Consider the following 24,905-nt stretch of genomic DNA (forward strand, 5'->3'; position numbering starts at 1 on the left):
GTTGCGCGGCACAGAAAGCTACGCCCTCACAAACCCCTCACTCGCCCTCAACAGGTTGCGCGTATAGTCCTCGCTGACCCGGTGGCCGATCAACTGGCTCGCGGTCAGCGTCTCCACTGCATCGCCGTTCTGCATGACCATCAGCCGCTCGCACATATGGGTGATGATGGCGAGGTCGTGGCTGACCATCAGGAAGGTCAGCTTGCGCCGTCGCCGCACCTCTTCGAGCAGGTTCAGCACCTCCGCCTGAACCGAGGCGTCGAGCGCCGAGGTCGGCTCGTCGAGCAGCAGGATCGAGGGCTCGAGGATCAGCGCGCGGGCGATGGCGACGCGCTGGCGCTGGCCGCCGGAGAGCTGGTGCGCGTAGCGGAAGCGGAAACCATTGCCGAGGCCGACCTCGTCCAGCGCGCGTTCGATACGCTTCTCGCCGTCGGCAAAGCCGTGGATGGCGAGCGGCTCCTGCAGCAGGCGGTCGACCGTCTGGCGCGGATGCAGCGAGCCATACGGATCCTGGAAGACCATCTGCACCTCTCGGTAGAAGGCCTTGTCACGCTTCTTGCCCAGGGTCTTGCCGTTGACGGTGATGCTGCCGGAGGCGATCGGCGCCAGGCCGGCGATTGCCCTCAGAAGCGTCGATTTGCCGGAGCCGCTCTCGCCGACCAGCCCGTAGGACTCGCCTTCCCTGACCTCGAGGCTGACGCCCTTCAGCGCGCGAAAGCGATCGAAGATCACTTCCACTCCGTCGACGGAAAGCGCCGCGGTCATGCAGCCCACTCCGGCTTGCGGTCGAGCACCGGCAGCGGATGGCGCTCGAAGCCGATCCTCGGCATGCAGTTGAGCAGGCCGCGCGTATAGGGATGCCGGGCGTCGCGCAGCTCTGAAGCCTTGAGCTGCTCGACCACCTTGCCGGCATACATGACGATCACCCGGTCACAGAAGGACGAGACCAGGCGCAGATCATGCGAGATGAAGATCAGGCCCATGCCGCGCTCGGCGACCAGCCTGTCGAGGATGTTCAGCACGTCGAGCTGCACGGTGACGTCGAGCGCCGAGGTCGGCTCGTCGGCGATCATCAGTTCCGGCCCGGCAATCAGCATCATGGCGATCATGGCGCGCTGACCCATGCCGCCCGAGACCTCGTGCGGGTGGAGGTCGAAGACGCGCCGGGGATCGCGGATCTGCACCGCCTCCAGCATGGCCAGCGCCCGCTCGCGCGCTTCTGCCTTTGAGACGCGCTCGTGCGTGCGCAGCGTCTCAACGATCTGGCGGCCGATGCTCATCACCGGGTCGAGCGAATATTTCGGATCCTGCAGGATCATGGCGATGCGGTTGCCGCGCAGCGCCCGGCGCTGGCGCGACGGTATGGAGAGCAGGTCGATGCCGTCAAAGCTGAGCTTCTTGGCCGAGACCTCGGCCTGCGGCGCGGTCAGGCCCATGATGGCGCGGCCGGTCTGCGATTTGCCGGAACCGCTTTCGCCGACGATGCCCAGCCGCTCGCGGCCGAGCGAGAAGGTGACGCCGCGCACCGCCTGGACCAGGCCGGTGCGGGTCGGGAAGGTGACCCGCAAATCGTCGACGTCGAGGAGTGGCCCCTTTGACTGCGCGCTCATTGGTCGCCGCTCCTCGGATCGAGCGCGTCGCGCAGGCCGTCGCCGAGCAGGTTGAAGCCGAGGCTGACAATGAGGATGGCGGCACCCGGTGCGGCGGCCACCCACCACTGGTCGAGGATGAAGCGCCGGCCGGACGCGATCATCGCGCCCCATTCGGGCAGCGGCGGCTGCGCGCCGAGGCCGAGGAAGCCGAGACCGGCGGCAGTCAGGATGATGCCGGCCATGTCGAGCGTCACCCGGATGATCAGCGAGGAGATACAGAGCGGCATGATGTGGCGCAGCACGATGCGGAACGGCGAGGCGCCCATCAGTTGCACCGCCTTGATGAAATCCGAATTGCGCACGGTCAGCGTCTCGGCGCGCGCGATGCGGGCGTAAGGCGGCCAGGAGGTGATGGCGATCGCCAGCACGGCGTTCTCGATGCCGGGGCCAAGCGCGGCGACGAAGGCCAGCGCCAGCACCAGTTTCGGGAAGGCGAGGAAGATGTCGGTGATGCGCATCAGGACGGCGTCGGTCCAGCCGCCGGCGTAGCCGGCGACCGTGCCGACCAGAAGGCCGATCGGCGCGGCGATGACGGCGACGAGGATCACCACATAGAGTGTCCAGCGCGAGCCGTAGACGATGCGCGAGTAGATATCGCGACCGAGGTCGTCGGTGCCGAACCAGTGCGCGGCGCCGGGCGGCAGCAGGCGCGCATTCTTGAGGTCGCCGACGGTCGGCGAATAGGGCGCCAGCACGTCGGCGAAGGCGGCGAGCACCAGCAGGGCGATGATGATCAGCAGGCCGAGAACCGCCAGCCGGTTGGCGGAGAAGCGCCGCCACGCCACATAGGCGCGGCCGAGCCTTGCCTGCATGCGCGAGGCCGGCCGGTCGCTGAGCAGCCATTCGCGACGGCTCTGGATGATCTCGGCGCTCATGCAGTCTTGGTCCTCGGATCGAGCACGCGGTAGAGCAGGTCGGAAAGAAGATTGATGCCGATGAAGACCGAGCCGATGATGATGGTGCCGCCGAGCACCGCATTCATGTCGGCGTTTTGCAGCGAATTGGTGATGTAGAGGCCGATGCCCGGCCAGGAGAACACGGTCTCGGTCAGCACCGAGCCTTCGAGCAGGCTGGCATAGGAAAGCGCGATCACCGTGACCATCGGAACCGCTGCGTTGCGCAGCGCATGGCCCCAGATGATGCGCGTTTCCGACAGGCCCTTGGCGCGCGCAGCGACGATATATTCCTGCGCCATCTCGTTCAGCATGAAGGAGCGGGTCATGCGGCTAATATAGGCGAGCGCGAAATAGCCGAGCAGCGAGGCCGGCAGGATGATGTGGCGGAAGGCGTCGTAGAAGACATCCCATTGCCCCTGCATCGCCGCGTCGAGGAGGTAGAAGCCGGTGATCGGCGTGAAGGTGTATTCGTAGACGACGTCGAGCCGCGCAGGAAAGGCCACCCATTGCAGCTTGGCGTAGAACAGGACGAGGCCGAGCAGTCCCAGCCAGAAGATCGGCACGGAATAGCCGATCAGTCCGATAATACGCACGATCTGGTCGATGAGACTGCCCCGCTTCACCGCGGCCAGTACGCCGAGCGGCACGCCGATGACGGCGCCGATGATCGTGCCCAGCGTCGCCAGTTCGATGGTCGCCGGGAAGACGCGGCGAATGTCGGACATCACCGGATTTGTGGTCAGCACCGAGGTGCCGAAATCGCCGCTGAGGGCGCTTTTGACATAGATGAAGAACTGCTCGATCAACGGCAAATCGAGGCCCATCTCGCGACGCGTGCGCTCGACGACGGCGGTGGGAGCCCGGTCGCCGAGCACGGCCAGAACCGGATCGATCGGAATGACGCGGCCGATGAAGAAGGTAACCGCAAGAAGACCGAGATAGGTCGTCACCGCGATGACCAGGAAGCGGCCGATCGACGATAGAACGGCCACGGCAGGGGCGCTGCCACGCCCCGCCGTCGCCTGGTTTTCAGCCACGCTCACGCGCGCGGTCCGACGAGGCTATTCCTTCGAGACCACCCCGACGAAATTGGTGTCGAAGCTCGGGCCAAGCGCGAAGCCCTTCAGGTTCTTGCGCAGGCCGGCCACCTCGAGTTGCTGGTGGATGACGACGAAGGGGCTGGTGTCGAGGATCTTCTTCTGCAGGTCCTCGTAGAGCGCGGCACGCTTGGCGGAATCCTTCTCAAGCAAGGCCGCCTCGGTCTGCTTGGTCAGGTCCGGAATGTCCCAGGCGTTGCGCCAGGCCAGCGTCTTGATCTTGGCGGAGTCGGAGTTGTCCGGGTTCGACGCAAAGGTCTGGGCGTTGGAGTTCGGATCGAAATAGTCCTGGCCCCAGTTGCCGATATAGATGTCGTGGTTGCGGGCGCGGTACTTGGTCAGCGTCTGCTTGCCGTCGCCGGGGATGATCTCCAGCTTGATGCCGGCCTGGCCGAGCGTCTGCTGGATCGATTCCGCCATGCCGGTGGTCGGCTGGCCGACGCGCACATCCATGGTCACGCTGAAGCCGTCAGGCAGACCGGCCTTGGTCAGCAGTTCCTTGGCCTTGGCGACGTCGAGCTTGAAGGGATTGTCATCGACGGCGCCGAGGTCGCCCTTGGGCAGGAAGGACTGGTGGATCTCGCCGATGCCCTTGAGGATGGTCGAGCTCAGCGCATCATAGTCGACCAGGTATTTGAACGCCTGGCGGACTTCTGGCTTGGCGAGGTTCGGGTTCTTCTGGTTGAGGCTGATATAATAGACCGTGCCCTTGGGCGCGCTGGTGGTGGTGAGATCGGCGTTCTTGGCGATGGCGTCGAGGTCGTTCGGCTCGAGGTTGCGGGCAACGTCGATGTCGCCGGCCTCCAACGCGAGGCGCTGCGCCGAGCTTTCCTTCATGTTGCGATAGATAACGCGGGCGAGCTTGGCCTTCTCGCCATTGTAGTTGTCGTTGCGCTCCAGAACGACGGCCTCATTGGCGCGCCATTCGCGCAGTGTGAATTGGCCGGAGCCGGCATAGCCGGTCTTCAGCCAGGCATTGCCGAAATCATTGTCCCATTTGTAGTCGGCGCTCGGCGTGACCGCCGCGACATGTTCCTTGACCAGCTTGGCATCGACCACCGACGCGACCGTTGCGGACAGGCAGTTCAGGACGAAGCTCGGCGCATAGGCCTTGTCGACGACGAACTGGAATGTGGTGTCGTCGACGGCCTTGGCCTTCTCGGCGACATTGTCGCCGCTGATGCCGAACTGGTTGATGATGAAGGCCGGGCTCTTGTCCAGCTTGATGGCGCGCTCGAAGGAATAGGCGACGTCGGCAGCAGTGATCGGGTTGCCGGAGGCGAACTTCATGCCGGGCTTGAGTTTGAAGGTGTAGGTCAGGCCGTCGTCCGAGACGCTCCAGCTCTCGGCCAGATCGCCCTTGACCTTGGAGGTGTCGCTAAGGTCGAGGCGGACCAGGAGGTCATAGGTGTTGCCGGTGACCTCGGCGGTCGACAGTTCGAACGCCTCGCCCGGATCCATGGAGATGATGTCGTCGATGGCGAAGCCCTCGACCAGCGTGTCGGCCGGCGTGACCGCGAAGGCGGGTGCTGCGAGCAGAGCGGACAACGCCGCGCCCGCAAGCAAGGCACGAGAGCGAAGAGCAAACTTTTCCAGCATCATGGTGGTCGTTCCCTGTTTTGTTGATTTGTCGACCTGAGTTCCCGGCTCAGGATTGCAGAATTCTTTTCGAGGTCGCGCGCGTATCGAGCCGCTACCGTCGTGTTTTTTGTCCAGTTGGTCAACACCATATCCGGCGACCCCGAAGCCGGCAACGCGCATTTGCTAGGCAACGTATTGGACCAGAACGAGCCATTGCGAGGCGAGGCATGGGCCGGCCAATGGGCGCCGCCGATCGAGGACAATTTGCTATTTTTCGCCGTTACTTCAGCGCAGCGACCAGGGCGGCGTCGGGGAAGCAGGTGGCGGCGCGACCGTTCTTTGCCTGCCAGTCGCCGATCGAGCGGCGCGTCTTGAAGCCTGGCAGGCCATCGGCGCTGCCGACGTCGTAGCCCTTGGCCTCCAGCGACCTCTGCAGGGCGGCGATGTCGGAGCGGTGGAGGTCGCCGACCGGCCCCCAGTTTGCGGTAAAGGTGGCATCCCCCCTGGCGATGCGGTCGGCGGCATGACCGATGAACAGCGCGTAGAGGTCGCTGGTGTTGTATTGCTTGAGCACATAGAAATTCGGCGTGACAATGAAAGCCGGTCCGCTGCGGCCGGCCGGCATCAGAAGAAAGCCCTCGGCCTTGAGCTCGCTTGCCTGGAACGCCTTGTTGTCGGCGCGCCTGATGCCCATCGCCACCCAGTCGGCAATCTTCTTGCCTTGGTCGGGTCCTTCGAGCGAGCAGGATACTTTGGCAGGCACGATCACCTCGGTTCCCCAGCCGCGGCCCCTCACCCAGCCATAGTGGACGAGATAGTTGGCGATCGAGGCCAGCACATCCGGCGTCGAATTCCAGATGTCGGGCCGGCCGTCGCCGTCGAAATCGACGGCATGCTTGAGGAAGGAGGTCGGCATGAATTGCGGCTGGCCGAGCGCGCCGGCCCAGGACGATTTCATCGCGTTGACCGGCGCCAGCCCGCGCTCGACGATCTCCAATGCCGCCAGCACCTCGGTGCGGAAGAAATCCTTCTTGGTCGACATGAAGGCCTTGGTGCCCAGCACCTCGAAGGCGTCATAGGGCATCTTGGCCGCGCCGAAGCCGGTCTCGCGGCCCCAGATCGCCAGAAGCACCTCGCCCGGCGCGCCGTAGCGTTTCTCGATCAGCCCCAGCACCCTCGCATTGGCGCCCTCGCGGGTCCGTCCGCCGGCGGTGACGGCGCGAACGGTCTTCTCGGCGAAATAGGCGCCGGGCGGCCCGAACTCGGCCTGGTGCTGCTTCTCGGGCGTCGTCGGCTTCTCGCCGGGCATGACGAGGTCGGGCAGCTTCAGGTTCGGCTTCACGCCGATGAAGGCCTCGTCGAAGGTTTTCCTGGAGATGCCCTTGGCCTTGGCTTCCGGCCAGAGGTCGCTCTGCAGCCAGGAGCGAAACTGGTCGTCGACGGAAGCGGCGGAGGCGGGCAGGGTGAGGAGCAAAATGAACAGAGCCGCGAAGAGGGAAAGCGCAGCCAGTTTTGAATGCTTGCGTTCTGTCGCGCCCCCCTCTGTCCTGCCGGACATCTCCCCCACTTGGGGGGAGATTGGCCGTCGCCTTGGCTTTCGCCAATCGCCAACGCTGAAGGAAGAACGCCGCGAGCGAAGCTGCCAATCTCCCCCCTTGTGGGGGAGATGTCCGGCAGGACAGAGGGGGGCGCGAAGGAATGCTGTCATTTCCAGGCTACCTCCTCGTTGAAGCCCTCAAAACGCTGTCCTTGACCGCAGCGCGGCGGCCAGCGTGCCTTCGTCGAGATAGTCGAGCTCGCCGCCGACCGGAACGCCATGCGCGAGCCTTGTCACCTTGACCTCGAAGCCGGAGAGCTGGTCGGTCAGGTAGTGCGCCGTGGTCTGGCCTTCGACCGTGGCGTTGACGGCGAGGATCACCTCCTTGACCTCGCCGCCGGCGACGCGGTCGACCAGCGAGCGGATGTTGAGCTGATCGGGGCCGATGCCGTCGAGCGGCGACAGCGTGCCGCCGAGCACGTGGTAGCGCACATTCATCGCCGCCGCGCGCTCCAGCGCCCAGAGGTCCGAGACGTCCTCGACGACGATCAGCGTGCCGGCATCGCGGCGCGGATCGGTGCAGATCATGCAGGGGTCGGAGGTGTCGACATTGCCGCAGGTCGAGCAGATGCGCACCTTGTCGACCGCCTCGCCCATGGCAGCGGCGAGAGGCTCAAGCAGCTGCTCCTTCTTCTTGATCAGATGGAGCGCGGCGCGCCTGGCCGAACGCGGCCCCAACCCCGGCACCTTGGCCAGGAGCTGGATCAGGCGTTCGATCTCTGGACCGGCGATTCGTTTCGACATCGCACTGATCTAGGATTTTTCAGAGCGGTTTGGAACATGCACCAGCGGGAATGATCCGCCATGCTGCCAGGCGGACCATCGATTGCCGGTCAGATCAGTAGGCTTCGAGCGGCCGGCTCTGGCTGACGATCATCGCGCCGATGGCATCGGTGTTCTCGGGCGTCGACTGGAAACCCATCGCGGCTTCCCGCGGCGCGCTCGGCACCGAGGTGATGTAGCGGTTGTTCAGGGCGCCGCCGAAACGCGAAGCATCCGGCTCCGCCATCGGCTCCTGCATCGCCACCACAACCGGTTTCGCCGCGACGCGGCCCGCCTTCGCCGCAGGCGCGATGGCGGCGGTCACATAGGTTTGCTCGGCAGCACCGGCTCGGTTCGTTGCCGTCCTGGCCGCCGACGCGGGCTCCACGGCAGCGGTCATCAAGGCCTGCTTGGCCGGATCCGGACGGACAATCGTCTTGACCAGCGGCTCGGCGGACGCGACCAGGACTGGGGCGGTGGCAGGCGCCGGCTGCCTTGGCGTGGCCGAGGCCATGGCGACCATCGGCTCGTCCGGCAGCGGCTGCCAGTTGCGGCCGCGCTTCTCGTAGAAGGCGTTGCCGCCGGCGACCATCGTGTAGTGCATGTTCTTGTAAGGGAAGCGCAGGCCGGCGGTGTGGAAGAACATGGTGTTCTTCAGCTTGGCGTTGCGCTCGCCCTTGAGCACGGCGTCGGCGGCCTCCTCGACATCGGGCATCGCCCTCGAATTCATCGGCCGCGTCATCACGCCGGGGGCAAACTGGCCCCGCTCGCCGACGACCTCGCAGATCGTGCTGCCGTGCTGACCCGAGCGCAGCCGGTTCATGACGACCGTGCCGACGGCGATCATGCCGTCGCGGCTCGACCGGTTGGATTCGAAGAACATCGCCCTTTGAAGGCATTCCCTGTCCTTGGGGGTGGCGCCGTAGGAGCGCGAGCTCAGGAAACTCGGCGTGATGGCATCGGTCAGCTTGGCCACCGACATGCCGTGCGAAGTGGTCTGGCTGCAGCCGGCCAGAAGCAAGGGGGAAGTGACGATGCCGAGGAACAGCAGCGGCGTCTTCCATCGCGTCGCGATCAACAAAAAAGCCTCATTTCCAGATGCCAGCCCGCCCCGAGATGTGGCAAGAATGAGACTCTTAAAGGCAAAAAGATGGCTAAAGGATTAGCATTCGTGCAGCATAGGTAAAACTTTATGAATGGCTGGAAACGACCGCGTGAACAAAGCCGGGGAATGTCTTAACAACTGCCCCGGCGTCCGATTTCCGTTCATAATCAATTAACTGGAGGCAGCCGGCTCAGAACGGCAATTTCATTCCGGGCGGGATCGGCAAGCCTGCCGTGAGCGCCTTGGTCTTTTCCTGCATGACCTGCTCGACCTTATTTTTGGCGTCATTGTGGGCGGCGAGAATGAGGTCCTCGACGATCTCGGCCTCATCCTCCTTGAGCAGCGACGGATCGATCTTCAGCACCTTCATCTCGAACTTGCCGGTCAGCGTCACGCTAACCAGGCCGCCGCCCGCCTGCCCGGTGGCTTCGAGCGTGGCGATCTCATCCTGCATGGCCTGGAACTTGGCCTGCATTTCCTTCGCCTTGCCCATCAGGCCGAGAAGATCCTTCATCCAAATGTCCTCTTCAGTTCATTGTTGGAGCATGATCTTGTCCGAAAACCGGTTCCCACTTTTCGGGATCATGCTCTAGATTTCGTCGTCATCCGCCGCCGGATCGACCGCCAGGTCGGCCTCGGCCTCTTCCACTTCCGGCACGTCCGGAATGCGCACATCGATGATCTTGGCGCCAGGGAAGCGGGCGAGGATGGCGGCGACCGTCGGGTCGCTCTTCGCATCAAGGAAGGCGATCTCGCGCTTCGTCGTTTCCATCTCAGCCAGCGTCTGCCCGCCATCTTCCTTCGACAGCGAGACCAGCCAGTTGCGGCCGGTCCAGGCACGCAACTTGGCGGTCAGGTCGTTGAGCAGCATCTTCGGCGCATCTTCGGTCAGGCTGACGTCGAGGCGGCCGGGCTCGATGCGCACCGGCCGCACGCAGCGCTTGATCAACACCTTGAAGGCGATGTCGCGATTGGCATCGGCAAGGGCGGCAATGTCGGCCAAGGACTTCACCGGCACAGCAGGCGTTTCGACGACCGGTTCCGGCGCCGCGACAAAGGCCGCGGGCACGGGCTGCGCCTCCACCAGCCGCATCGTCTGCGCGCCGCCTCCGGCGGACGACATGCGCGCCTGCGCCACAGCGCTGGCGCCCCCATTGCCGGGGCTTGCCGGCGCCCCGTTGGCGCGCGGCGCGCCATTCGGAACCGGCGAAGCGCCCTCCAGCGATTTCAGCGCCTCGTCCAGTGTCGGCAGGTCGGCGGCATGGGCGAGGCGGATCAGTACCATCTCGGCGGCGCTCACCGGCCGGTTGGAGGACTGCACTTCGGGGATGCCCTTCAGCAGCATCTGCCATGTCCTGGACAGCACGCGCACCGACAGGGCGCTGGCGAAATCGCCGCCGCGCCGGCGCTCATCCTCGGAGAGCGAGGCATCGTCGGCAGCCGTCGGCACGAAGCGCAGCCTGGTGACGAGGTGGTTGAATTCGGCAAGGTCGGTGAGCACCGCGGCCGGATCAGCGCCGGTGTCGTACTGGGCGCGGAATTCGGCCAGGGCCGCCGCGACGTCGCCCTTCATGACATGCTCGAACAGGTCGACGATGCGGGCGCGGTCGGCGAGGCCGAGCATGGCGCGCACGGCCTCGGCGCTGACCGTGCCGCTGCCATGGGCGATCGCCTGATCGAGGATGGAGAGCGAATCGCGCGCCGAGCCTTCGGCAGCGCGCGCGATCATCGCCAGCGCGTCGTCGTCGACCGAAATGCCCTCCTTGGCGGCGATCGCCGACAGATGCGCGACCAGCGCGCCGGCATCGATGCGCCTCAGATCAAAGCGCTGGCAGCGCGACAGGACCGTGATCGGCACCTTGCGGATCTCGGTGGTGGCGAAGATGAATTTGACGTGCGGCGGCGGCTCTTCCAGCGTCTTCAGCAGGCCGTTGAAGGCCTGGGTGGAGAGCATGTGCACTTCGTCGATGATGTAGACCTTGTAGCGGGCCGAGACCGGCGCGTAGCGCACGCGCTCGATGATGTCCCTGATATCGTCGATGCCGGTGTGCGAGGCGGCATCCATCTCGATGACGTCGACATGGCGGCCCTCCATGATCGCCTGGCAATGCTCGCCTGGGATCGACAGATCGACCGAAGGCTGGTCGACGGTGGCGGTCTTGTAGTTCAACGCTCGCGCCAGAATGCGCGCCGTGGTCGTCTTGCCGACACCGCGCACACCGGTCAGCATCCAGGCCTGGGCGATGCGCCCGGAGGCGAAGGCGTTGGTCAGCGTGCGGACCATCGGCTCCTGGCCGATCAGCTCCGAGAAATTCGAGGGGCGGTATTTGCGCGCCAGAACCCGATAGGCGCCTGCCTTATCCGTCCCCAAGTTTCCGGCTTCGCTCATTCGCCGTCAAAGCTCCCAGGACCACGACGGAAGGCGGTCCGATACCTGCGCATAGTTTCGCCCGCACGGCTTGGCGCCGTCAATGTCGCGAGAGAAAGGCGAAGAGGCGGGAGGCTGGAACAATGACCCGTTCCGGGCTCGTTAGGGCTGCTTCCTTCCGGACCTGACCCGGTTGGCGAGTGGATCGTCCACCACCAACCTCCCGCGCTCCATATCGGCAATTCGGCGATGAAATGCAAGGGCAGACCTGATTGAGCAGCCCAAACCGGATGTGCCGCGGGGCAGCAAGACCTTCAAATCCGCAATATCGGCCAATGATTCGCTTGCAGCCCCATTGCAGCCGCTCTAGCGTTCATGGCTCAAAAGACGCTGCAATGCCCACAAAAGTGAAGGAAACGCCAATGCTGCCGGGCCTCAAGGCCGGATTCACGCTCGACGCCAGGCTGGAGGCGGACAGCGAGCAGCTGATGTGGCTCGGCCTGTGCGAACTCAGGCTGATGAACGATTGCCGCTGGCCATGGCTCATCCTGGTGCCGCAGCGGCCGGGCGTGGAGGAAATCCATGACCTGACGCCGCTCGACCAGGCGATGCTGACCTTCGAGACCAACATGGTGGCGCAAGCGCTGAAGAAGGCGACAGGCTGCACCAAGATCAATACCGGCGCGCTGGGCAACATCGTGCGCCAGCTGCACATCCATGTCATCGCCCGTTCGGAGGGCGATGCGGCCTGGCCAGGGCCGGTCTGGGGGCATGGCCTGCGCGAGCCCTACAGCAGTTCCGAGATCCGGCGGTTTGCCGAAACGATCAAGGCGGCGCTATAAGCTGACCTCGTGTCCATCCCCGAAGCCCTGAGTCCCCATGACCTTCCGCCTGTTTGACGCGCCCTTGCGGGAGCCGAGCCAATTCGTCGGCTTCGCCGGCAACACGATCGACCGGCAGTCGGAGACGCGCGCCGACGACTCCGTCGAACAGGCGCTCGCCGATGCCGCGACGCGGCTTCTCTTGATGCATGGCGGCCGGCTCTACCTGAAACTCGACGCCGACAACTTCGACCCCTGGTTCGCGGCACCGGAAAGCCAGCCGTTCAAGGTCGCGCTCGACCAGGGTGTGCTGCTCGGCTTTTCCGACGCCGGCCCGGTGCTGGCGGTGCCGGCGGGCATCGAGCCGGAAGAGCTTCCCGAGACCGTCAAAGCGATCGACTACCGCTCCGTCTATATGCAGGGCCTGATCGACGAGGTGGCGGCCGGCGCGCTGGCGCAAGGGGCGGCTCTTCTTGCCTGGCATGCCAGCCACGCCTTCTGCTCGAAATGCGGCAACCGTTCGGAAATGCGCGCCGGCGGCTACAGGCGGCACTGCCCGGCCTGCGGCACCGATCACTTCCCGCGCACCGACCCGGTGGCGATCATGCTGACGGTGACGGCGGACAAATGCCTGCTCGGGCGCGGCCGGCATTTTGGGCCCGGCATGTATTCAGCACTTGCCGGCTTCATCGAGCCCGGCGAAACGATCGAGGCGGCGGTGCGCCGCGAAACGCTGGAGGAGGCCGGCATCCGGCTCGGCCGCGTCGTCTATCACGCCAGCCAACCGTGGCCGTTCCCCTATTCGCTGATGATCGGCTGCTTCGGCGAGCCGCTCAACGACGACATCCAGGCCGATCTCAACGAGCTGGAGGACTGCCGCTGGTTCTCGCGCGACGAGGTGCGCCTGATGCTCGACAGGACGCATGCCGATGGCTTGATCACGCCGCCCAAGGGGGCCATCGCGCATCACCTCATCCGCGCCTGGGTCGACAGCGAATAGGAGCAGAAGAATGATCCGTCACACCGTTGTGTTCACGCTGAAGCATCCCTTGCAGTCGCTGGAAACGAAGCGCTTCCTGCACGACGCCAAAAAGATCCTCACCGGGATCAAGGGCGTCACGCATTTCGAGCAGTTGCGGCAGGTGAGCCCGAAGAACGACTACCAGTTCGGCTTCTCGATGGAGTTCGCCGACCAGGCGGCCTACACCCGCTACAACGAACACCCCGACCATGTCGCCTTCGTCCGCGACCGCTGGGTGCCCGAGGTCGAGAAATTTCTCGAAATCGATTATGTGCCGCTTGGCTTTGGCTGAGATTGGATCGAGCGCCAACGTCTGAGATTGGCCCGGACCTTCATGAGGTCGTCATCCCAGGCGAAGCGACGCACCAAGGGCACAGCGGAGCAGAATTCTGCAACGTGGGCGGCGCTCGACGGTAACGGCATGGATGCTCGGGTCGGCGCGCGTCGCTTCGCTCCTTGCTTCGCCCGTGGATGACGAAGCATAAGCGTCTCGCCTAACCTCGCAGGTGCAGCCAGCTAATCCGCGACCTTCCACTGCTCGCGCGACGCGCTTGCCGGATAGACGCCGAGGATGCGCATCTCGCGCGAGAAGAAGCGCAGCTCGTCGAGCGCCAGCTTGACCAGCGGATCGTCCGGATGGCCCTCGATGTCGGCGTAGAACAGCGTCGCGGTGAAGGCGCCGAGCTGGTAGCTCTCCAGCTTGGTCATGTTGATGCCGTTGGTGGCGAAGCCACCCATCGCCTTGTAGAGCGCGGCCGGCACGTTGCGGACGCGGAAGATGAAGGTGGTCATCATCTTGGCATCGGCAGACGGCCGCTCGGCCCACTGCTTGTTCTTGGTCAAAACGACGAAGCGGGTGACGTTGGAGTCGGTGTCCTCGACGTTCTTCTCGATGATGTCGAGGCCGTAAAGCTCGGCGGCGAGTGCCGGCGCCAGCGCCGCCATGGTGCGATCCTTGACCTCGGAGACCATCTTCGCCGAGCCGGCCGTGTCGCCGGCGACCACCGGCTTCCAGCCGTTCTTGCGGATGTATTTGCGGCACTGGCCGAGCGCATGAATGTGGCTGTGCACGGTCTTGATCTCTTCGCGCTTCACCCCCGGCAGCACCATCAGCTGGAAATGGATCGGCAGGAAATATTCGCCGACGATGTGCAGCTTCGATTCCGGCAGCAGGTGATGGATGTCGGCGACGCGCCCGGCAATCGTGTTCTCGATCGGGATCATGGCGAGCTCGGCCTTGCCGGTCTCGACCGCGTTGAAGGCATCCTCGAAGGTCGGGCACGGCAACGGCTCCATCGACGGGAACATGTTGCGGCAGGCGGTATCGGAATTGGCGCCCGGCTCGCCCTGGAAGGATATTCTGTTGGTCTTTTCAGGCATGCCCAATATCTCAGTTTGAAAGGATTTCCCTGGCGCGCTCCAGGTCGTCGGGCGTGTCGACGCCGAGCGGCACGGACTGCACGATCTCGGCATCGATGCGCATGCCGGCCTCCAGCGCCCGCAGCTGTTCCAGCCGCTCGCGTCGTTCCAGCGGCGACGGCTTCAGCGCGACGAAGCGCTCGAGCGCGGCTCGCCGATAGGCGTAGAGGCCGATATGGTGATAGAGCGGCCCCTCGCCCCAGGGCGCGGTGGCGCGGGTGAAATAGAGCGCCCTGAGCCGTGTCGCAGACAGCGGCGAACCGACGATCTTGACGACGTTCGGATTGGTCTTCTCCTCGTCGCGGACGATCTCGACGCCGAGCGTGGCGATGTCGACCGATTTATCCTCGAGCGGCTTCAGCGACGCGCCGATGATCTGGGGATCGATGGTCGGCAGGTCGCCCTGCACGTTGACGATGGTTTCGACCTTTTTCTCCGGATCGAGCGCATTCAGCGCCTCGAAAATGCGGTCGGAGCCGGACTGGTGATCGTCACGCGTCATCACGGCCTCAAAGCCGTGCGCGAGCACCGCTTCCGCCACCGCCTCGGTGTCTGTCGCCACCACGACCCGGCCAAGCCCGGCCTCGGCGCCGCGACGGGCGACATGGACGATCATCGGCACGCCAGAAATGTCGGCCAGCGGCTTGCCCGGCAGGCGGGTCGAGGCCATGCGGGCCGGGATAAGGATGAGCGTGGACATCGGTGCGACGGGACGTTGGAAAAGGGGGCTGGCGAAAGTGGCAAAAGGTCTCACTGGAAGCGCCCTTATAGGTGTTGCAACGCCGGAGCAAAAGACCTAGTTTCCGCCCGATTTGACCGGCCTGAGAGGTCGGTTCGGGATACCGACGGACGGAGTGGACGGATCGGTCCGCCGGAAAAGGGAGCAAGGGGCGTATGGATTCCAACGAAGTCAACAAGCTGCTCGCCGGTCTCCTTGGCACCGTCTTCGTCGTCTTTTCGGTCGGCATCGTGTCCGACGCGCTGTTTGCCTCGCCCGCACCCGAGAAGCCCGGCTTCGCCATTGAGGCGGCAGAGCCCGCCGAAGGCGGCCCGGCCGCCCCGGCCGCTGAAGCCAAGCCGATCGCCGACCTGCTCGCCACCGCCAATGTCGAGGCGGGCGCGGCCGTGTTCAAGAAATGCCAGGCCTGCCATTCCGGCGAGAAGGGCGGCCCGAACAAGGTCGGCCCCGATCTCTGGGACATCGTCGACCGTCCCGTCGCCGAGCATGAGGGCTTCGCCTATTCGGCCGGCATGAAGGATTTTTCCAAGGGCGGCGCCGAGAAGTGGACCTACGACAACCTCAACCACTTCATCACTTCGCCGAAGAAGTTCGTGAAGGGCACGGCGATGGGTTTTGCCGGCCTGCCGAAGGACGAGGACCGTGCCAACGTGATCGCCTATCTGCGCACGCTGTCGGACAGCCCCAAGCCGTTGCCGGCGCCGGGCGCTGCGGCCGAAGCCAAGCCTGCTGAAGGTGCCGCGCCGGCCAAGCCGGCCGAGGGCGCAGCCCCCGCCAAGCCGGCGGCACCCGCTCAATAAACAATTTGTCATAAAGACATCCTCAGAAAAGCCGGGTTCGTCCCGGCTTTTCTGTTAGGAAAACCGCATGTGTGGCGACAAAGCCTGCGCATTGCGGTTTTCACGGTCGTCAAATGATCTAGATTGCCGGTGGGGATTGTTCGCTAGAGGAGAACGCATGACGGTTGGCCGAACTGTTCTCAAATCCGCACTGATCGCGGCCGCCCTTGCCGGCAGCCTGCAGGCCGGCTTCGCGGATGAATGGCGCACCACCTCCTCGCTGATCGGCGACTCCAAATACGGCGACAACTTCCAGCACTACGACTACGTCAATCCGGACGCGCCGAAGGGCGGCACCTACAATTCCGTCGTTCTCGGCACCTTCGACAGCTTCAACCCCTACATCGTGCAGGGCTCGCCGGCCGCGGGGCTGGTCGGCTTCGGTGGCGGGCTGCTCTACGACACGCTGATGGAGCAGTCGACCGACGAAGGCAGCACCAGCCATCCGCTGATCGCGGACGCCTACAAATATCCGGCCGACTATTCCTCGGCGACCTACCGGCTGGACCCGAGGGCCAAATGGCACGACGGCCAGCCAATCACCACCGACGACGTGATCTGGTCCTTCCAGGTGCTGAAGGCCAACAGCCCGCAATACAGCCGCTATTTCGAGAACGTTACCGACGCCGTCGCCATCTCGGACCGCGAGGTCGAGTTCCATTTCAACCAGAAGGGCAATCGCGAGCTGCCGAAGATCATCGGCGACCTCGCCGTGCTGCCGAAGCACTGGTGGGAAGGCACCGACGCCAACGGCAAGAAGCGCGATGTCACCAGACCGACGCTGGAACCGCCGCTCGGCTCCGCCGCCTACAAGATCGCCAGCTTCAAGCCGGGTTCGGAAATCGTCTGGCAGCGCGTGCCGGACTATTGGGCCGCCAAGCTGCCGGTGAAGATCGGCCGCGAGAATTTCGACACGCAGCGCTTCACCTATATTCTCGATGACAATTCCGCCTGGCAGGCCTTCACCAAGGGCGGACTTGACGACATCAAGCCGGAAAACAGCTCAAAGCGCTGGAAGACGTTCTATAATTTCCCGGCGATCCAGGCCGGCGACGTCATCAAACAGGAATTCAAGACCACCTCTCCCGAGCCGATGCAGGCCTTCATGCTGAACCAGCGACGTCCCCTGTTTGGGGATCGCCTGGTGCGCGAGGGACTGACCTATCCGTTCGATTTCGAGACGATGAACCGCACGCTTTTCTATGGTTTCAACACCCGCACGCAGAGCTATTTCCAGGGCACGGAACTGGCATCCAGCGGCCTGCCGCAGGGCAAGGAGCTGGAAATCCTGGAAAAGTACCGCGACAAGCTGCCGCCCGAGCTCTTCACGCAGGAATTCAAGCTGCCGGTCTACGATACCCCTCAGGCCGAGCGGAAATATCTGAAGCAGGCGGTCGAGCTGTTCGCCAAGGCCGGCTGGGTCATCAAGAGCGGCAAGATGGTGAACGCCAAGACCGGCGCGCCGTTCAAATTCGAGATCCTCGGCTGGAACGATACCGACCAGGTCATCGCCAGTCCCTGGATCGCCAATCTGCGTAAGATCGGTGTCGATGCGACGCTGCGCATCATCGACCAGACCCAGTATGTCAACCGCGTCAACAATTTCGATTACGACGTCATCATAGGTCAGCTCGGGCAGTCGGAATCGCCCGGCAACGAGCAGCGCGACTTCTGGAGCTCGAAGGCCGCCGACAAGCCTGGGTCGCGCAACTATGCCGGCATCAAGGATCCGGTCGTCGACGCGCTCGTCGACCGCATCATCTTCGCCACCGACCGCGACGACCTCGTCGCCGCCACCCACGCGCTCGACCGGGTGCTGCTGTGGAACTTCTATGTGGTGCCGCAATATTACCGCGCCGTGTTGTGGCTCGCCTACTGGAACAAGTTCGGCATCCCGGAAAAGCAGCCGACCTATAGCGGCGCCGACCAGAGTTCCTGGTGGATCGACCCGGCGAAGGAAAAGGCGCTGGCGGCCAAATACAAGAGCAGCAATTGATGGGGCGACAACCGACGATGGCGCTCTCCCGCCGCGATGTCCTGGCGCTCGGCGCCGCCGCTACGGCCGCCGCGCTATTACCCGGCCGCGCCTTCGCCGCCACTCCGACGGGCGTGAAACTGCACGGACTGTCGGCGTTCGGCGACTTGAAATACAAGCCGGATTTCGCGCATTTCGACTACGTTAATCCGGACGCGCCGAAAGGCGGCCAGATGAATTTCGCGACGCCGAACGCCACCCTGAATCAGAGTTTCCTGACGTTCAACACGTTGAACTCCCTGGTGCTGAAGGGGGATTCGCCACCGCGAACCGAACTCTGTTTCGATTCGCTGATGACAAGCGCGCTCGATGAACCGGACGCGGTCTATGGTCTGCTTGCCGAGACCGTCACCTTGTCGCCGGACCGCAACGGCTTCCGCTTCAACCTGCGGCCGCAAGCGCGCTTTCACGACGGTTCGCCGCTCACCGCCGCCGACGTAGCCTTCGCCTTGAAGCTCTACAAGGAGGCCGGCCATCCGAATCTTTCCCAGCCGCTGCGGTTCATGACGGACGCGATCGCCCCGGATCCCGTCACCCTGGACTTGACCTTCAACGGCGAACAGTCCGCGCAGAACATCCTCTCGGTCGTCGCGATGCCGATCGTGTCCAAGGCCTTTTACACCGCCAATCAATTCGATGCCTCGACGATGACGCCGCCACTGAGTTCCGGACCATACAGACTGGGACGCGTGGTGGCCGGACAAAGCGTCGAGTATGACCGCGTCGCCGACTATTGGGGTCGCGATCTCGCCGTGAACCGTGGTCTCAACAATTTCGATCGCATCCGCATCGACTTTTACCTCGACCGCCAGGCGGCGTTCGAGGCCTTCAAGAAGGGCGACACGCATTTTCGCGAGGAGTTCACCTCGCGGGTATGGGCAACCGGTTATGATTTTCCGGCGCTCAAGGACGGCAGGGTCGTCAAACGGGAATTTCCCGGCGAGAAGACACCCGACATGCAGTCCGTCGCGCTGAACCAGCGCCGTTCGCAATTCCGCGATGTTCGCGTGAGACTGGCGATCGCCAATTGCTTCGACTTCGAATGGACCAAGCGCGCCCTGTTTTTCGGTTCCTACGAGCGTTCGCAATCGAATTTCGAACGCTCGGACTACAAGGCCGAGGGTCTGCCCTCGCCTGAGGAATTGGCCTTGCTGGAACCGTTCCGGGCCGAGTTGCCGCCAGAAACCTTCGGCGAGCCGGTCATGCAGCCTGTATCCGACGGTTCGGGCCGCGACCGCAAACTGCTCGGCAAGGCCTCGAGGCTGCTTACCGAAGCCGGCTGGAAGCGGACGGGCGACTTCGTCGTCGATGAAAAGGGCGAGCGACTGCGTGTGGAAATGCTGGCCGAAGATGATGGCATCGTCCGTCTCTTGACCAAATGGTCCGAGAACATGAAGGCTATCGGGATCGACGCGTCGATCCGGCAGGTCGATTCGACACAATATGAACAGCGGCAGAGTGATTTCGACTTCGATTTCAACCTTCTCCATTGGTCAATCGGGGCAACGCCCACTGCCGATGGATTGGAGATGCTCTACGATTCCCGAATGGCGAAAACGCCGGGGCAGCGCAACTATCCGGGCACCGAAAGCAAGGCCATCGACGCGCTGATCGTGGCCGCAGGCAAGGCGAAAACCAGAACGGAACTCGTCACGGCGCTGAGGGCGCTCGACCGGGTCTTGCGCGCGCGGCTAGACTGGATTCCAACATATTATCTCGCGAATCACCGCGTCGCCTATTGGGACATGTTCGGCTTTCCCGAGCAGAAACCCGATTTCGGCTTTCCGGTCGAGACGCTGTGGTGGGTCGACAAGGGCAAGGCGGCAAAGATTGGCAAAGGGTGAATTTCTTGCGGGCGTTGGCGCCGCCCCTCACCTGCCTGCCGGCATCCTCTCCCCGTATGGTAACGGGGAGAGGGAGGCCTTCACCAATGGTTTCGCCAATCGCAAGCGTCGCAGCGAAAGCGCCGAGATTGGGGCCAGCCCCTTTCTCCCCGTCTCTATACGGGGAGAAATGTCCGGCAGGACAATGAGGGGCGGCGCCGGCGTCGACAATTGGTCTGAAGCGACTGCCTTGGCGACGCTTTCAGGTACGGCGGGCCTACTCCAGAAGGACGATGCCTGATGGGCGCCTACATACTGCGCCGCATCCTGTTGATGATCCCGACGTTGTTCGGCATCATGGCGATTTCCTTCGCCGTCATCCAGTTCGCCCCCGGCGGGCCGGTCGAGCAGGTCATCGCCAGGCTGACCAACCAGGGTGGCACCGATCGGCTCGGCGGCGGCGGTGGCGATGCCGGAGGCGGTGGCGGCAATTTCGATGTCGCCGGCGACGTCAGCTCGAAATATCGCGGCGCGCAAGGGCTCGATCCGGAATTCATCAAGAAGCTGGAAAAGCAGTTCGGCTTCGACAAGCCGCCGCTCGAGCGCTTCGGCATGATGCTGTGGAACTACGCCCGCTTCGATTTCGGCGACAGCTATTTCCGCGACATCTCGGTGCTCAAGCTGATCCTGGAAAAGATGCCGGTGTCGATCTCGATCGGCCTGTGGATCACGCTTCTGTCCTACCTGATCTCGATTCCGCTCGGCATCCGCAAGGCGGTCAAGGACGGCTCGGCCTTCGACGTCTGGACCAGCGGCGTGGTTATCGTCGGCTACGCCATTCCCGGCTTCCTGTTCGGCATCCTGTTGATGGTGCTGTTTGCCGGCGGCTCGTTCTGGGACTGGTTTCCGCTGCGCGGCATCGTCTCGGACAATTGGGATCAGCTCTCCTGGCCGAACAAGATCGTCGACTATTTCTGGCACATGACCTTGCCGCTGACGGCGCTGGTGCTGTCAGCCTTCGCCACGACGACGCTGCTGACCAAGAACTCGTTCCTCGAAGAGATCCGCAAGCAGTATGTGGTGACGGCGCGCGCCAAGGGCCTGTCGGAGCGCAAGGTGCTCTACGGCCACGTCTTCCGCAACGCCATGCTGATCGTCATCGCCGGCTTTCCCGGCGCCTTCATCTCGGCCTTCTTCACCGGGTCGCTGTTGATCGAGAACATCTTCTCGCTCGACGGGCTCGGCCTGCTCGGCTTCAAGTCCGTCGTCGACCGCGACTATCCGGTGGTGTTCGCCAACCTCTACATCTTCTCGCTGCTCGGCCTGTTCATCAATCTTCTGTCCGACCTCATCTACACATGGGTCGATCCGCGCATCGATTTCGAGCGGAGGGACGTCTGATGGCGGAAGCCGCTGCCGAAACGACGCCCGCCCGCATCGCCCGCCCCTGGCTGTCGCCGCTCAACCAGCGGCGCCTGCAGAACTTCAAGTCGAACCGGCGCGGCTTCTGGTCGTTGTGGATCTTTCTCATCCTGTTCGTGCTGTCGCTGTTTTCCGAGTTGATCGCCAACGACAAGCCGATCATCGCCTCCTATAAGGGCGAGATCCTGTTCCCGGTGCTGGTCGCCTATCCGGAAGAGAAATTCGGCGGCTTCTATGCCGTGACCGATTATCGCGACCCGGTCATCCAGGACGAGATCAACGCCAATGGCTGGACGATCTGGCCACCGGTTCGCTACTCCTACCAGACGGTCAACAACGCCATTCCCGAGGCGGCTCCGACCAAGCCGTCCTGGCTCTACGACAAGAAGACGCTCTGCAACCAATACCCGCAAGGCGCGGCCGACCCGAACTGCTCGGTCGGCAACTGGAACTGGCTGGGCACCGACGACCAGGCGCGGGACGTGCTGGCGCGGCTGATCTACGGCTTCAGGATATCCGTCCTGTTCGGCCTGATCCTGACTGTGGGATCGTCGCTGATCGGCGTGGCGGCCGGCGCCATGCAGGGCTATTTCGGCGGCTGGACGGACCTTCTGTTCCAGCGCTTCATCGAGATCTGGTCGGCGATCCCGGTGCTCTATCTGCTGCTCATCGTCGCCGCCATCCTGCCGCCCGGCTTCTTCATCCTGCTCGGCCTGATGCTCTTGTTCTCCTGGGTGGCGCTGGTTGGCGTGGTCAGGGCCGAGTTCCTGCGCGCCCGCAACTTCGAATATGTCAACGCCGCGCGCGCCCTCGGCGTGCCCAACCGCACGATCATGTTCCGGCACCTGTTGCCCAACGCCATGGTGGCGACGCTGACCTTCCTGCCCTTCCTGCTCTCCGGCTCGATCTCGACGCTGACCTCGCTCGACTATCTCGGCTTCGGCCTGCCGCCGGGCTCGGCCTCGCTCGGCGAAATGCTGAAGCAGGCGCAGCGCAACCTCAACGCGCCGTGGCTCGGCATTTCCGCCTTCATCGTCATCTCGCTGATGCTTTCGCTGCTGGTTTTCGTCGGCGAGGCGACGCGCGACGCCTTCGATCCGCGCAAGACGTTCAAATGAGCGAGCCCCTGCTTTCCGTCCGCGATTTCAGCGTCGCCTTCGCGCAAGGCGGCAAGCAGTCGCTTGCCGTCGACCATATTTCCTTCGACATCGCCAAGGGCGAGACCGTGGCGCTGGTCGGCGAGTCCGGTTCCGGCAAGTCGGTCTCGGCGCTGTCGGTGCTGAAGCTCCTGCCCTACCCGACGGCCAGCCACCCGTCCGGACGGATTCTGTTCCAGGGCGCCGACCTGTTGTCCATGGACGAGAAAGCGCTGAGGCGCGTGCGCGGCAACAAGATCACCATGATCTTCCAGGAGCCGATGACCTCGCTCAACCCGCTGCACACGATCGAGCAGCAGGTCGTCGAGGTGCTGAAGCTGCACCAGGGGCTCGGCGACAGGCAGGCTCGAGCGCGCACGCTGGAACTGCTCAACGAGGTAGGCATACGCGACCCGGAAAAGAGGCTCGACGCCTATCCGCACCAGCTTTCCGGCGGCCAGCGCCAGCGTGTCATGATCGCCATGGCGCTGGCCAACGAGCCGGAGCTTCTGATCGCCGACGAGCCGACGACGGCGCTCGACGTCACCGTGCAGGCGCAGATCCTCGAGCTGCTTGCGAAGCTCAAGGCCCGCAAGGGCATGTCGATGCTGTTCATCACCCATGATCTCGGCATCGTCAGGAAGATCGCCGACCGCGTCTGCGTGATGACCAAGGGCAAGATCGTCGACAGCGGCCCGACCAAGGACATCTTCGCCAATCCGCAGCACGCCTATACCAAGCACCTGCTGGCGGCCGAGCCGAAAGGCAAGCCGCCGGCGGCGAATGCCGACGCCAAGGCGGTGATGATGGGCAAGGACATCAAGGTCTGGTTCCCGATCAAGCGCGGCTTCTTCCGCCGCACCGTCGACAATGTGAAGGCGGTGGACGGGATCGACGTCACCGTGCGGGCCGGCCAGACCCTCGGCGTCGTCGGCGAATCCGGCTCGGGCAAGACGACGCTTGGACTGGCGCTGGCCAGGATGATCTCGTCGACCGGAACCATCCAGTTCGACGGGCGCGACATCAACCAGCTCTCCTTCAATGCCATGCGGCCGCTCAGGCGCGAGCTGCAGATCGTCTTCCAGGACCCGTTCGGCTCGCTCAGCCCGCGCATGTCGATCGCCGAGATCATCGAGGAAGGACTGAGGATCCACGAACCGAAGCTCACGCCCGACCAGCGCGACGACAAGGTCGTCGACGTGCTGAAGGAGGTCGGGCTCGATCCCGAGACGCGCAACCGCTATCCGCACGAATTCTCCGGCGGCCAGCGCCAGCGCGTGGCCATCGCCCGCGCCATGGTGCTCAACCCGCGCTTCGTCATGCTGGACGAGCCGACCTCGGCGCTCGACATGAGCGTGCAGGCGCAGGTCGTCGACCTACTGCGCAGCCTGCAGGCCAAGCACGATCTCGCCTATCTGTTCATCAGCCACGACCTGAAAGTCATCCGCGCGCTTGCCAACGACGTCATCGTCATGCGCAATGGCCAGATCGTCGAAGCCGGGCCTTCCGAACAGATTTTTGGCAGCCCGCAAACCGACTATACTCGGGCACTGATCTCGGCCGCCTTCCGGATCGAGACGGCGCCGACCGGCGTGGTCAGCGAATAGGCAGGGCCAAAGCTGAAATGACAGGGAAGAAAAATCCGCACATGGAAAAAGGCCGCGTCCTGCTTGCCGTCACCGGCTTTCATCCGCAGCGCTGGCGCGAGCTGCTCTCGGCCGAGCGCGAGGTGGTGCTGGAGCCGGACGGCGCCAGCGATCCCTCGATCACCTATGCGGTGGTGTGGAAGCAGAAGGCCAACCTGCTTTCGTCCCTGCCCAATCTGCGCGCCATCTTCTCGATCGGCGCCGGCGTCGACCATATCTTCGCCGATCCCGGCCTGCCCGACGTGCCGATCGTCAAGGTGGTCGCCGACAACCTCACCCAATACATGACCGAGTACGTGGTCTGGCGCGTGCTCGACCATCACCGCCAGGGCATGCTCTATCAAGCGCAGCAGAAGAAGAAGACCTGGCACGAGCCGCCGCAGCGGCCGGCCGGCGACATCTCGGTCGGCATCATGGGGCTCGGCAATCTCGGCCGCGCGGCGGCGTCGGTGCTGTTGTCGCTGGGCTTCGCGGTCAATGGCTGGTCGCGGACGGAGCGGTCGATGAAAGGTGTTTCCACCTATGCGGGCGAGGCCGGGCTGATCCCTTTCCTCAACGCCACCGACATATTGGTGGTGCTGCTGCCGCTGACGGCCCAGACACAAGGCATCGTCAACTACAGCCTTCTGAAGGAACTGCGCAAGCGCAACGGCCTCGGCGGCTCGGTGCTGATCAATGCCGGACGCGGACGCCTGCAGAAGGATGCCGACATCCTGCGCGCGCTGGAGGACGGCACGCTGAAGGAGGCGAGCCTCGACGTGTTCGAGGTCGAGCCACTGCCGAAGACCAGCCCGCTATGGGCGCATCCGAAAGTGTTCGTGACGCCGCATGCGGCGGCGACCTCCGATCCCGTGCATCTGGTGCCGATCATGCTGCGGCAGATGGCGGCTTACGAGCGCGGCGAGAAGCTCGACAATATCGTCGACCGCGAGGCCGGATACTAAAT

The 24,905-nt window shown here is 64.0% G+C and carries 22 protein-coding genes and 1 other RNA gene; 10 read left to right on the plus strand and 13 right to left on the minus strand.

From position 1 onward, the window contains the following. Window positions 1-18: 18 nt before the first annotated feature. The 11 genes from EN786_RS20110 to ffs form a co-directional block, all read right to left on the minus strand. Window positions 19-765: an ABC transporter ATP-binding protein gene (locus tag EN786_RS20110; RefSeq protein WP_127287122.1), complete on the minus strand. Its 747-nt coding sequence runs from the start codon at window positions 763-765 to the stop codon at window positions 19-21. Further along, window positions 762-1,610, minus strand: a complete 849-nt coding sequence (locus EN786_RS20115) for an ABC transporter ATP-binding protein (RefSeq protein ID WP_127311798.1) — start codon at window positions 1,608-1,610, stop codon at window positions 762-764. Before EN786_RS20115 ends, EN786_RS20110 begins: the two co-directional genes overlap by 4 nt. Continuing rightward, window positions 1,607-2,527, minus strand: coding sequence for a nickel transporter permease (nikC, locus tag EN786_RS20120; protein ID WP_127286596.1), 921 nt, complete (start codon window positions 2,525-2,527; stop codon window positions 1,607-1,609). Before nikC ends, EN786_RS20115 begins: the two co-directional genes overlap by 4 nt. Further along, window positions 2,524-3,591 (minus strand): ABC transporter permease, encoded by a 1,068-nt coding sequence (locus EN786_RS20125; protein ID WP_127286595.1) that lies wholly within the window; start codon window positions 3,589-3,591, stop codon window positions 2,524-2,526. The genes nikC and EN786_RS20125 overlap by 4 nt, the downstream gene beginning before the upstream one ends. A gap of 18 nt (window positions 3,592-3,609) precedes the next feature. Next, window positions 3,610-5,247, minus strand: coding sequence for an ABC transporter substrate-binding protein (locus EN786_RS20130; protein ID WP_127286594.1), 1,638 nt, complete (start codon window positions 5,245-5,247; stop codon window positions 3,610-3,612). Between the two features lie 259 nt (window positions 5,248-5,506). Then, window positions 5,507-6,784 (minus strand): lytic murein transglycosylase, encoded by a 1,278-nt coding sequence (locus EN786_RS20135; RefSeq protein ID WP_135908751.1) that lies wholly within the window; start codon window positions 6,782-6,784, stop codon window positions 5,507-5,509. Between the two features lie 177 nt (window positions 6,785-6,961). Beyond that, window positions 6,962-7,567 (minus strand): recombination mediator RecR, encoded by a 606-nt coding sequence (gene recR, locus EN786_RS20145; protein WP_040985994.1) that lies wholly within the window; start codon window positions 7,565-7,567, stop codon window positions 6,962-6,964. Window positions 7,568-7,661: 94 nt separating this feature from the next. Further along, window positions 7,662-8,663 (minus strand): cell wall hydrolase, encoded by a 1,002-nt coding sequence (locus EN786_RS20150; RefSeq protein ID WP_127310769.1) that lies wholly within the window; start codon window positions 8,661-8,663, stop codon window positions 7,662-7,664. A gap of 217 nt (window positions 8,664-8,880) precedes the next feature. Then, window positions 8,881-9,204, minus strand: a complete 324-nt coding sequence (locus EN786_RS20155) for a YbaB/EbfC family nucleoid-associated protein (protein WP_127310768.1) — start codon at window positions 9,202-9,204, stop codon at window positions 8,881-8,883. 75 nt (window positions 9,205-9,279) lie between these two features. After that, a complete protein-coding gene (locus tag EN786_RS20160; protein ID WP_127285628.1) occupies window positions 9,280-11,079 on the minus strand; it encodes a DNA polymerase III subunit gamma/tau in 1,800 nt (599 codons plus the stop codon). A gap of 106 nt (window positions 11,080-11,185) precedes the next feature. Then, window positions 11,186-11,282: signal recognition particle sRNA small type (gene ffs, locus EN786_RS20165), an RNA gene on the minus strand. Between the two features lie 198 nt (window positions 11,283-11,480). On the opposite strand from ffs, the gene EN786_RS20170 reads away from it, so the two are divergent. The 3 genes from EN786_RS20170 to EN786_RS20180 are packed head-to-tail and all read left to right on the plus strand — an operon-like array spanning window position 11,481 to window position 13,192. Further along, window positions 11,481-11,900, plus strand: a complete 420-nt coding sequence (locus EN786_RS20170) for an HIT family protein (RefSeq protein WP_127285627.1) — start codon at window positions 11,481-11,483, stop codon at window positions 11,898-11,900. A 37-nt stretch (window positions 11,901-11,937) separates the two neighbouring features. Further along, complete coding sequence (gene nudC, locus EN786_RS20175; RefSeq protein WP_127310767.1) at window positions 11,938-12,879, plus strand: NAD(+) diphosphatase; 942 nt, start codon at window positions 11,938-11,940, stop codon at window positions 12,877-12,879. Between the two features lie 10 nt (window positions 12,880-12,889). Further along, window positions 12,890-13,192 carry a Dabb family protein gene (locus tag EN786_RS20180; RefSeq protein WP_127285625.1) on the plus strand — a complete coding sequence of 101 codons (303 nt, stop codon included), beginning with the start codon at window positions 12,890-12,892 and terminating at the stop codon, window positions 13,190-13,192. A 224-nt stretch (window positions 13,193-13,416) separates the two neighbouring features. Here the strand turns inward: EN786_RS20180 and EN786_RS20185 are convergent, their stop codons facing one another. Together EN786_RS20185 and EN786_RS20190 are read right to left on the minus strand one after the other, a co-directional pair. After that, entirely contained in the window at window positions 13,417-14,280 is an 864-nt protein-coding gene (locus EN786_RS20185) for a prephenate dehydratase (protein ID WP_127310766.1), read from the minus strand. Window positions 14,281-14,290: 10 nt separating this feature from the next. Next, window positions 14,291-15,019, minus strand: coding sequence for a 3-deoxy-manno-octulosonate cytidylyltransferase (locus EN786_RS20190; protein WP_135908753.1), 729 nt, complete (start codon window positions 15,017-15,019; stop codon window positions 14,291-14,293). A gap of 194 nt (window positions 15,020-15,213) precedes the next feature. On the opposite strand from EN786_RS20190, the gene EN786_RS20195 reads away from it, so the two are divergent. From EN786_RS20195 to EN786_RS20230, 7 genes are all read left to right on the plus strand, one after another. Next, window positions 15,214-15,858, plus strand: a complete 645-nt coding sequence (locus EN786_RS20195) for a cytochrome c family protein (RefSeq protein WP_127310765.1) — start codon at window positions 15,214-15,216, stop codon at window positions 15,856-15,858. Window positions 15,859-16,015: 157 nt separating this feature from the next. Further along, window positions 16,016-17,893: an extracellular solute-binding protein gene (locus EN786_RS20200; RefSeq protein WP_135908755.1), complete on the plus strand. Its 1,878-nt coding sequence runs from the start codon at window positions 16,016-16,018 to the stop codon at window positions 17,891-17,893. After that, entirely contained in the window at window positions 17,893-19,776 is a 1,884-nt protein-coding gene (locus tag EN786_RS20205; RefSeq protein WP_245478451.1) for an extracellular solute-binding protein, read from the plus strand. Before EN786_RS20200 ends, EN786_RS20205 begins: the two co-directional genes overlap by 1 nt. Before the next feature lie 279 nt (window positions 19,777-20,055). After that, entirely contained in the window at window positions 20,056-21,156 is a 1,101-nt protein-coding gene (locus tag EN786_RS20215) for a microcin C ABC transporter permease YejB (protein WP_135908757.1), read from the plus strand. Further along, complete coding sequence (locus EN786_RS20220) at window positions 21,156-22,295, plus strand: ABC transporter permease (protein ID WP_135908759.1); 1,140 nt, start codon at window positions 21,156-21,158, stop codon at window positions 22,293-22,295. The genes EN786_RS20215 and EN786_RS20220 overlap by 1 nt, the downstream gene beginning before the upstream one ends. Then, a complete protein-coding gene (locus EN786_RS20225) occupies window positions 22,292-23,920 on the plus strand; it encodes an ABC transporter ATP-binding protein (RefSeq protein WP_127312062.1) in 1,629 nt (542 codons plus the stop codon). Before EN786_RS20220 ends, EN786_RS20225 begins: the two co-directional genes overlap by 4 nt. Window positions 23,921-23,961: 41 nt before the next feature. After that, window positions 23,962-24,903, plus strand: coding sequence for a glyoxylate/hydroxypyruvate reductase A (locus EN786_RS20230; protein ID WP_135908761.1), 942 nt, complete (start codon window positions 23,962-23,964; stop codon window positions 24,901-24,903). Window positions 24,904-24,905: the final 2 nt, after the last annotated feature.

The sequence above is a fragment of the Mesorhizobium sp. M4B.F.Ca.ET.143.01.1.1 genome, from assembly GCF_004792275.1.
GTDB lineage: Bacteria > Pseudomonadota > Alphaproteobacteria > Rhizobiales > Rhizobiaceae > Mesorhizobium > Mesorhizobium abyssinicae.

Excerpts from the sequence above, each read along its gene's own strand:
- EN786_RS20110 (WP_127287122.1), bottom strand. The coding sequence starts at position 765 with ATGACCGCGGCGCTTTCCGTCGACGGAGTGGAAGTGATCTTCGATCGC.
- EN786_RS20115 (WP_127311798.1), bottom strand. The coding sequence starts at position 1,610 with ATGAGCGCGCAGTCAAAGGGGCCACTCCTCGACGTCGACGATTTGCGG.
- nikC (WP_127286596.1), bottom strand. The coding sequence starts at position 2,527 with ATGAGCGCCGAGATCATCCAGAGCCGTCGCGAATGGCTGCTCAGCGAC.
- EN786_RS20130 (WP_127286594.1), bottom strand. The coding sequence starts at position 5,247 with ATGATGCTGGAAAAGTTTGCTCTTCGCTCTCGTGCCTTGCTTGCGGGC.
- EN786_RS20135 (WP_135908751.1), bottom strand. The coding sequence starts at position 6,784 with ATGTCCGGCAGGACAGAGGGGGGCGCGACAGAACGCAAGCATTCAAAA.
- recR (WP_040985994.1), bottom strand. The coding sequence starts at position 7,567 with ATGTCGAAACGAATCGCCGGTCCAGAGATCGAACGCCTGATCCAGCTC.
- EN786_RS20155 (WP_127310768.1), bottom strand. The coding sequence starts at position 9,204 with ATGAAGGATCTTCTCGGCCTGATGGGCAAGGCGAAGGAAATGCAGGCC.
- EN786_RS20160 (WP_127285628.1), bottom strand. The coding sequence starts at position 11,079 with ATGAGCGAAGCCGGAAACTTGGGGACGGATAAGGCAGGCGCCTATCGG.
- EN786_RS20170 (WP_127285627.1), top strand. The coding sequence starts at position 11,481 with ATGCTGCCGGGCCTCAAGGCCGGATTCACGCTCGACGCCAGGCTGGAG.
- nudC (WP_127310767.1), top strand. The coding sequence starts at position 11,938 with ATGACCTTCCGCCTGTTTGACGCGCCCTTGCGGGAGCCGAGCCAATTC.
- EN786_RS20180 (WP_127285625.1), top strand. The coding sequence starts at position 12,890 with ATGATCCGTCACACCGTTGTGTTCACGCTGAAGCATCCCTTGCAGTCG.
- EN786_RS20185 (WP_127310766.1), bottom strand. The coding sequence starts at position 14,280 with ATGCCTGAAAAGACCAACAGAATATCCTTCCAGGGCGAGCCGGGCGCC.
- EN786_RS20190 (WP_135908753.1), bottom strand. The coding sequence starts at position 15,019 with ATGTCCACGCTCATCCTTATCCCGGCCCGCATGGCCTCGACCCGCCTG.
- EN786_RS20195 (WP_127310765.1), top strand. The coding sequence starts at position 15,214 with ATGGATTCCAACGAAGTCAACAAGCTGCTCGCCGGTCTCCTTGGCACC.
- EN786_RS20200 (WP_135908755.1), top strand. The coding sequence starts at position 16,016 with ATGACGGTTGGCCGAACTGTTCTCAAATCCGCACTGATCGCGGCCGCC.
- EN786_RS20205 (WP_245478451.1), top strand. The coding sequence starts at position 17,893 with ATGGGGCGACAACCGACGATGGCGCTCTCCCGCCGCGATGTCCTGGCG.
- EN786_RS20215 (WP_135908757.1), top strand. The coding sequence starts at position 20,056 with ATGGGCGCCTACATACTGCGCCGCATCCTGTTGATGATCCCGACGTTG.
- EN786_RS20220 (WP_135908759.1), top strand. The coding sequence starts at position 21,156 with ATGGCGGAAGCCGCTGCCGAAACGACGCCCGCCCGCATCGCCCGCCCC.
- EN786_RS20225 (WP_127312062.1), top strand. The coding sequence starts at position 22,292 with ATGAGCGAGCCCCTGCTTTCCGTCCGCGATTTCAGCGTCGCCTTCGCG.
- EN786_RS20230 (WP_135908761.1), top strand. The coding sequence starts at position 23,962 with ATGGAAAAAGGCCGCGTCCTGCTTGCCGTCACCGGCTTTCATCCGCAG.